Genomic DNA, 928 nt, shown 5'->3' with positions numbered 1-928 from the left:
CAGCCTACCACCTTAAACTTGGACAACCAACGCCAAGCTGGCCTAGCCTTCTCCGTCCCTCCATCGCAATAACCAGAAGTACAGGAATATTAACCTGTTTTCCATCGACTACGCTTTTCAGCCTCGCCTTAGGGACCGACTAACCCTGCGTCGATTAACGTTGCGCAGGAAACCTTGGTCTTTCGGCGTGGGTGTTTTTCACACCCATTGTCGTTACTCATGTCAGCATTCGCACTTCTGATACCTCCAGCAAGCTTCTCAACTCACCTTCACAGGCTTACAGAACGCTCCTCTACCGCATCACCTAAGTGATACCCGTAGCTTCGGTGTATGGTTTGAGCCCCGTTACATCTTCCGCGCAGGCCGACTCGACTAGTGAGCTATTACGCTTTCTTTAAAGGGTGGCTGCTTCTAAGCCAACCTCCTAGCTGTCTAAGCCTTCCCACATCGTTTCCCACTTAACCATAACTTTGGGACCTTAGCTGACGGTCTGGGTTGTTTCCCTTTTCACGACGGACGTTAGCACCCGCCGTGTGTCTCCCATGCTCGGCACTTGTAGGTATTCGGAGTTTGCATCGGTTTGGTAAGTCGGGATGACCCCCTAGCCGAAACAGTGCTCTACCCCCTACAGTGATACATGAGGCGCTACCTAAATAGCTTTCGAGGAGAACCAGCTATCTCCGAGCTTGATTAGCCTTTCACTCCGATCCACAGGTCATCCGCTAACTTTTCAACGGTAGTCGGTTCGGTCCTCCAGTCAGTGTTACCTAACCTTCAACCTGCCCATGGATAGATCGCCCGGTTTCGGGTCTATTCCCAGCGACTAGACGCCCTATTAAGACTCGCTTTCGCTACGCCTCCCCTATTCGGTTAAGCTCGCCACTGAAAATAAGTCGCTGACCCATTATACAAAAGGTACGCAGTCACC

General features: G+C 51.5%; 1 rRNA gene. It reads right to left on the bottom strand.

Going from position 1 to position 928, the window contains the following annotated elements:
• Nucleotides 1-928: ribosomal RNA gene (locus ACM6J5_RS18470) — 23S ribosomal RNA — on the bottom strand; the annotation flags it as partial.

Source organism: Pseudomonas sp. IT-P74 (genome assembly GCF_949768175.1).
In the GTDB taxonomy this organism is placed as follows: domain Bacteria; phylum Pseudomonadota; class Gammaproteobacteria; order Pseudomonadales; family Pseudomonadaceae; genus Aquipseudomonas.
The sequence above is the reverse complement of the archived record's forward strand: the minus strand, read 5'-3'. Positions and strand labels throughout refer to the sequence as shown.